Origin of the sequence: Pseudomonas sp. HMWF021 (assembly GCF_003061005.1) — a bacterium.
In the GTDB taxonomy this organism is placed as follows: domain Bacteria; phylum Pseudomonadota; class Gammaproteobacteria; order Pseudomonadales; family Pseudomonadaceae; genus Aquipseudomonas.
Genome location: NZ_QAIK01000044.1, coordinates 51,441 through 58,286, shown reverse-complemented (window position 1 = coordinate 58,286; position 6,846 = coordinate 51,441). Strand labels below are relative to the sequence as shown.

The window sequence follows — 6,846 nt, the reverse complement described above, 5'->3', positions numbered from 1 at the left end:
CCGACCCGGTAAGGGCCGCTGCCCAGTGGCGGTTCATAGCCACCGCCGGCGGCGAAGTCGCGGGTTTTCCACCAGTGTTCGGGAAACACCGGCAGGGTGGCGATGTCCAGCGGCAAGGTGCGGTTCTCGTTGCTTTTGAAGTCGAAACGCACGGTCAACGGCGCTTCGACTTCAACGCCTTTGACGTCGGCGAACTGCGTGCGATAACGCAGGCTGCCCTGGGTCATCAGCAGATCATAGGTGTAGCGTACGTCTTGCGCAGTGATGGGTTTGCCATCGGCGAAGCGCGCTTTGGGGTTGATAAAGAAGCGCAGGGACAGGCCATCCTCCGAGCGCTCCATCTTTTGCGCCACCAGGCCATAAACCGTGTACGGCTCATCCATCGAGCGCTGGGCCAGTGGCGAATAGAGCATGCCGTCGATCTGTGTGACGCCGATGCCTTTGTCGATATACGGCAGGATGTGATCGAAATGCCCGATCTCGATGGCCGAGCGGCGCATGGTGCCGCCCTTGGGCGCCTGCGGATTGGTGTAGTCGAAGTGACTGAAGCCGGCCGGGTATCTGGCCGGTTCGCCATAGACGGTCAACGCGTGTTGCGGGGAGGCGTCCACACCTGCGGCGCCCAACAGCAGGGCCACGGCAGTGAACAGCAAGGAGGGGAAAGCCAGTCGCATTGTCAGCCTTAAAGCCGGGTGATCGATAAGCGCAATTTGTACGCGAGCGGCGCGTCAGTCGCCAGCCGTATCCTGTAACCAAAACACAACGGCCCACCAAAAGGCGGGCCGTTGGAACAGCAGGCAGGCGACGGATCAGTCCTGGCGGCTGGTGACTTCGAGCAAGTGATAACCGAACTGGGTCTTCACCGGGCCTTGCACGACGTTGATCGGTGCGCTGAAGACCACGGTGTCGAATTCCTTGACCATCTGGCCAGGACCGAACGAACCCAGGTCGCCGCCCTGACGGCTGGACGGGCAGGTGGAGTTGGCCTTGGCGACTTCGGCGAAATCAGCACCGCCTTCGATCTGGGCCTTGAGTTCGTTGCACTTGTCTTCGCTGGAAACCAGGATGTGGCGGGCAGTGGCTTTAGCCATGGGGAAATTCTCCAATCTATTTCAGTAAAGTGTGGAGCCTACCGGAATCAGTAAGCGATTTCTCGGCAAAGTTCCGTTCGAAGTAATGATGCACGTCTATAGCTGCGCGGCCTTCAGGCGTATCGCATGTTCAACGTAGAGTTCGATGGGATCAGGTCCGGGTTTTCGCAGCCCGCCGCAGCGGCGCAGACTGCCAAGATGGTCGAATGGATAGTCGGAGCGGATGACCCGGCCCAGATGGGAGCTGTAGCGACCCACGAAACCATCATTCTGCCCGGCCTCTTCGACAAAATGGCCCGATAATGCCCGACAGACGCTATGTACCGGATCAAGAGCCTGGAGCAAATTGTCTTGCAGCGTGCCGCTCCAGGAATAGTAATGAACGTCATTGACCCGCTCCGGCCCCTGGCCGCCCCAGGTCGTAGGCAGACCCTGAGGGTATTTTTTGTTGAATTGGCCTACGCCGACAGTGGTCAGGGCATTGAGCGCGGCCACGGCATTCTGCGCCAGACCCGATTGACCGCTCAGCATCGATAGAAAGTGCGCAAACTGCGTGGCTGCATGCTCCGCCACATGTTCCGGCAAGCTTCCCGGGATCAGGGCCAGACGTAAGGCATCCGCCAGTTCCGAACCGTGGTTGGGCCCGCTGACCGACGTGACCGAGGCGATTTTTTCCGGTGCCAGCGCAGCGGCGTAACGGCACGCCAGCGCTCCCTGGCTATGTCCGATCAGGTTGACCTTGCCGGTGCCTGTGCCTTGTAACACGCGATCGATCTGCAGCATCAGTTGCTGACCACGTACTTCGTTGTCATGGGTGGCAGACAGTTGCGGAACAAACACTTGTCCACCCGACTCTCGCAGCGCTTGCTTGACATCATGAAAAAGTTCGAAATGGCCGATGCGGTCAAACCCGAACAGACCATGGACCAAAAGTATGGGGTAGCGAGTTGTCGCATTCCGTTGCATGGTTGTGCCTCTTTTGCAGCTGTTTGTCAGTGGTTGGTGCGTGCCACTTTAAAGCAGGCTTACAGGCGGGCGATGTCTGAAGATTCCTCAGGGTCGTGAGGAAACTGGACTTAGTAACGTATGAATTTTCGGTTCTGGTTGAGGGGGTAGTCGGAACATTTGGCAATCTTTTGCCCGGTATAGATGGATTCTGTGCCGTATGCCTACATCACGCGGTGTGTTTGCCCCGCCGGCGCGATGCTTTGCGCTGACATCCTCCAATCGCTGGATGGTATTGAATGGAATTCGCCCGACGCCGCTTTCGCAGCAGCGTCTCATCCAAGGAATGGAGCTACGAATGTCTAACTATGAAGCCAATGGCGACTCTCCTGTTGCGCCAGCGTCACATATGCCCCCTGTATCGGCTGAATCCGGTGGACGTGGTCTTCTGAATCTGAAAGTGGACACCGACAGTTTTGAATTCAGCTACAGGCCCGCGTCAGTCGCTGTCCCGGCGTCAGTCCTGGTGTTGCCCGCTCCGATGATCGAGGTACTGGAGGGTGGAATGCTTGATCCTTCCCTGAGCAACGCATTCGTCAGAGTTGCGCCTTATCCGAACATGCTGTGCGGTGACAAACTGGTGCTGAACTGGCGAGGGCTTGATGACGAAGGACAGCCGCATATCCACGAAACCACACGCTCGGTCAGTGAAGGGCAGGTCGGCCAGGAAGTCGTCTTCGTCATAAAGGGCGTGCACATCGCGGCACTGGAGCGCGGCTCGCTGGAAATTTACTGGACGCTGTACAGCGCTGCGCTGCCTGAACCGGTTTCATCCACTCGTTTGCAACTGGATGTGGGTAATCCAGAACCCGACCTGCTCGCTCCGGTCATTGAAGGCGTGGTAGGTGGGACGCTTGATCCGACCCGCGTTCCGCAGGGGGCGAACATCATCGTGCGACCCTATGCACGGATGGCGGCGGGCGATCGGATCATCCTGTCCTGGAAGAGCGTCGATGAACTGCCGGTCATCAACGATGTGTTGATCGTGGAGCAGTTTGCCGTTGGCGAAGCTGTGTCTTTCTGGGCAACGGCTGATGACATCGCCTCCCATGCCAAGCAACAAGTGAGCGTCAGTTACCGGATCGAGTCGGCTGCCGCCCGGATAAGGCACTCGGCGATTTCGCAAATACTGATCGCACCTTTGATTCGAGGTGATCTTGCGGCGCCAGAAGTGCTGGAAGCGCAAAACGGGGAGCTGGATGTGGCCGATGCGCAGGACGGCGTTACCGTGGTGATTGGCAGCGCCCAGGCCGAGGAGGGAGAACTGGTGTACCTGAAATGCGATGGCGAGTATTTCAGTTATCGTGATGAGCGGGACATTACGCAACAAACCGCAGGTCAGCCCTTGGTATTTACCGTGCCTTACCGTTTCTGGCGTGAGCATCGGGAAACCACGGTGCAATTGTCGTATTCGGTGGAACGGCTGGATGACGCTAGTCAGGCTTCCGGTATTACCCCCATCCTGGTGCGAGCGTAACCCGAACCTTGCATAGGTGCTTGCACGATGATTCAGCCTTTGCGGGATATTGAAATGTCCGCAAAGGCTGTTCTGATTGTCAGCCTCAGTCTCGAAGACGTCTGGCTGCATCCGACAGTAGCTGTTCAGTGGCACTGAACCCCAGGCAACCGTCGGTAACGGACACGCCGTAACGCAAGGTCGGGCCCAGGGCCTGACAGCCTTCGAACAGGTGGGACTCAATCATCATGCCGATCAGGGAGCGATCACCTTGCAGGCGCTGATTGAGTACCTCGTTGAACACTTCTGGTTGACGCAGTGGATCCTTGCCGCTGTTGGCGTGGCTACAGTCAACCATGATCCGGCCCGGAATCTTCAAACGGTTCAAGTCGGCGTTGACCCGTGCGACGCTTTCGCAATCGTAGTTCGGGCCGTGATGACCGCCTCGCAGCACGATGTGAGTGTCCGGGTTGCCGGGTGTCTGAATGATTGCCGGATGTCCCTGGCTATCAACACCGAAGTGCCGGTGCGGATGCGCAGCCGAACGCATGGCGTCAACGGCTACGGTGATGCCGCCATCTGTGCCGTTCTTGAAACCTGTGGGCATGTTCAGACCGCTGGCCATCTCCCGGTGAATCTGTGATTCAGTGGTGCGTGCACCGATGGCAACCCAACTGAGCAGGTCATCGAAATAGCCCGCAGCCATCGGTTGTAGCAGTTCGGTGGCGATGGGCAATCCCAGCCTGATCATTTCAAGCATCAACTCACGCGACAGGGTCAGGCCGGCCGCCATGTCATCGCTGCCATCCAGGTGCGGGTCGTAAGCCAGGCCTTTCCAGCCGACGGTGGTGCGTGGTTTTTCGACGTAGGCACGCATCACCAGCAGCATTTCGCCGCTGACTTCATGTGCCAGGCGAGAAAGTTTCTCGGCGTATTCGAGCGCGGACCGTGGATCATGAATCGAGCAGGGGCCGACGACGACCAGCAGGCGGTGGTCTTCGCCATTGAGAATCGCGCGGACCGACTGGCGGTGGGCTGCGATTTGCTGAGCGAGGGCATTGCTCAGGGGTAATTGCTGCTTGAGCTGCAACGAGCTGGGCAGACGCAGGGTCAGTGCTTCGTTGGCAGAATTCAGGTGGGGCAGTGGCAGAGCAGAAACAGACGAGTTCATATTCGGGATTCCTGGGCTGGCGGCGGGTGCTTCCCGCTCACTCGGCCCTACTGGGGTGTTCGACAATTGGCCGTATTGGCTGCGTGTGTGTGCTTGCCACCTGTGGGTGACCGATCGGAGGCGGCAGGCTGTCCCGAGCGGAGGCTGCTAAATCGCCAGGCAGTAAAAGTGTCGTAACGGTAATAAGTGGCGTAGTTCATGTCGTGATTCCTCAAAATGTCTGGTGTGTTGCTGAAAAAATCGGGCCTGAAAAAACAAAACCCCCGGTCGGGAGGCCGACCGGGGGTTGAGAATTCTCTGGTAGGCGACCCGTTTTCATGGGCGCCGTGTGGGTATCAGGCGCGCCAGTGGCTAAACCAATACCCAAAATAAAAGTTTGCTGGAGCGCAGACGTCATTGGCCCGGGCAGCCGCAACCGAGCGCTGTGCGCTGGCGGAACGTAGCTGTGAGAGGGCGTTGAACATGGTCTGTCTCCGATGAATGCGCCGAGCTTACTAGAGGCCCATAGGCCTGAGCAATCAGAAATTGCTATCGCGCATTCAAGACGTTGCCTATCGCTTGAGTGCCACGGATGTTGTGACACACTCAGTATTTGGCACACGCTCAGGATGAACAATGTCGACGTTCGTGATCGCAAAAGCCCAATCGTGCGTGTTGCTGGCAAGGCAGGGGCGGTTCGTATTTTTGACGGTGGGACAATGACCTACCATTTGCGCCGCGCTGAACCGGGTGATCGGGTGTTTGCCCGGGAACTGACATGTCAGAACATGTTGCGCTATTACATTGACCACGACTTGCTGTGGCAGGACGAAGCGTTCGACGTAGCCTGGGATGGACGGGACAACTGGTTGCTTCTTCTTGATGATGTATCCGTAGGATATTTCAGTTTGAGTCGGGATCGCCGGGCGTTGTACATCCGCGAGTTGCAGATAGCCGAAGCCTTTCGCAGGCAGGGCGCAGGATCCTGGACAATCGACCAGGTTATCGCCATCGCCCGCACCGAAGGACTTCCAGCGTTGCGTCTGACAGTATTCAAAAATAATCCTGCGCAAAGTCTGTATAAGAGAAAAGGTCTGAATGTGTGCGGTGAGGACGAGTGTTTCCTGAGGATGCAGCTCGATTTCGCAACACCTGTGCTCTGAAACCCACGGCCGGCAAGCCCTCGATGATGAATTGAAACTTTTTAAATGCTGCTTGCCGCTAGGTCTGTCTGGCACTTTTTGCTAAGGTGTCCGGCATCCCAATAAGACCATATCGCGAGGTGTCTGCTTGATTAGGGTGCTAGTGGTCGATGACCATGATCTCGTTCGTACAGGCATTACACGTATGCTGGCCGATATCGATGGCCTGCAGGTGGTTGGACAGGCCGAGTCCGGGGAAGAATCCCTGATCAAGGCCCGTGAGTTGAAACCCGATGTGGTCCTGATGGACGTCAAGATGCCCGGTATCGGTGGTCTGGAGGCCACGCGCAAGTTGCTGCGCAGTCATCCGGACATCAAGGTCGTCGCTGTCACGGTGTGCGAGGAGGATCCGTTTCCTACACGCCTGTTGCAGGCGGGTGCCGCTGGCTACCTGACCAAGGGTGCGGGTTTGCCGGAAATGGTCCAGGCGATTCGGCTGGTATTCGCGGGGCAGCGCTACATCAGCCCGCAGATTGCCCAGCAACTGGCGATCAAGTCGTTCCAGCCGACCAACGATTCACCTTTCGATGCGTTGTCCGAACGGGAAATCCAGATCGCCTTGATGATTGTCGGCTGCCAGAAGGTGCAGATCATCTCCGACAAACTCTGCCTGTCGCCGAAAACGGTGAACACTTATCGCTATCGGATCTTCGAAAAGCTGTCGATCAGCAGCGACGTCGAGCTGACGCTATTGGCGGTACGCCACGGCATGGTTGATGCCAGCGCCTGATCATGACTGAAGTATTCGATTCCAGCGCCTTCCTGGCGACAGTCAGCGGGCGTCCCGGCGTTTATCGCATGTTCGACGGCGATGCGCGCCTGTTGTACGTCGGCAAGGCCAAGAACCTCAAAAAGCGCCTTGCCAGTTATTTTCGCAAGACCGGGCTGGCGCCGAAAACTGCCGCGCTGGTCGGACGTATCGCGCAGGTCGAAACGACCATC

At 57.7% G+C, this 6,846-nt stretch carries 8 protein-coding genes; 4 read left to right on the top strand and 4 right to left on the bottom strand.

Annotated features, from left to right (window positions below; all coding sequences use genetic code 11):
* From DBR18_RS28840 to DBR18_RS06020, 3 genes are all read right to left on the bottom strand, one after another.
* On the bottom strand, window positions 1-674 hold a 674-nt coding region (locus tag DBR18_RS28840; RefSeq protein ID WP_256588570.1), incomplete at its 3' end, for an ABC transporter substrate-binding protein.
* 135 nt (window positions 675-809) lie between these two features.
* Window positions 810-1,091, bottom strand: a complete 282-nt coding sequence (locus tag DBR18_RS06025) for a peptidylprolyl isomerase (RefSeq protein ID WP_007912303.1) — start codon at window positions 1,089-1,091, stop codon at window positions 810-812.
* Between the two features lie 96 nt (window positions 1,092-1,187).
* A complete protein-coding gene (locus DBR18_RS06020) occupies window positions 1,188-2,057 on the bottom strand; it encodes a triacylglycerol lipase (RefSeq protein WP_108589644.1) in 870 nt (289 codons plus the stop codon).
* 337 nt (window positions 2,058-2,394) lie between these two features.
* On the opposite strand from DBR18_RS06020, the gene DBR18_RS06015 reads away from it, so the two are divergent.
* Window positions 2,395-3,573, top strand: a complete 1,179-nt coding sequence (locus tag DBR18_RS06015; protein WP_108589643.1) for a hypothetical protein — start codon at window positions 2,395-2,397, stop codon at window positions 3,571-3,573.
* 85 nt (window positions 3,574-3,658) lie between these two features.
* On the opposite strand, the gene DBR18_RS06010 is transcribed toward DBR18_RS06015, so the two are convergent.
* The gene (locus tag DBR18_RS06010; RefSeq protein ID WP_108589642.1) at window positions 3,659-4,723 is read right to left on the bottom strand and encodes a 3-deoxy-7-phosphoheptulonate synthase; all 1,065 of its coding nucleotides are present in this window, start codon (window positions 4,721-4,723) and stop codon (window positions 3,659-3,661) included.
* 698 nt (window positions 4,724-5,421) lie between these two features.
* On the opposite strand from DBR18_RS06010, the gene DBR18_RS06005 reads away from it, so the two are divergent.
* The 3 genes from DBR18_RS06005 to DBR18_RS28835 all read left to right on the top strand — a co-directional run.
* A complete protein-coding gene (locus DBR18_RS06005; protein ID WP_108589641.1) occupies window positions 5,422-5,865 on the top strand; it encodes an N-acetyltransferase in 444 nt (147 codons plus the stop codon).
* Between the two features lie 127 nt (window positions 5,866-5,992).
* Window positions 5,993-6,634 (top strand): UvrY/SirA/GacA family response regulator transcription factor, encoded by a 642-nt coding sequence (gene uvrY / locus DBR18_RS06000; protein ID WP_024012761.1) that lies wholly within the window; start codon window positions 5,993-5,995, stop codon window positions 6,632-6,634.
* 2 nt (window positions 6,635-6,636) lie between these two features.
* On the top strand, window positions 6,637-6,846 hold a 210-nt coding region (locus DBR18_RS28835), incomplete at its 3' end, for a GIY-YIG nuclease family protein (RefSeq protein ID WP_256588567.1).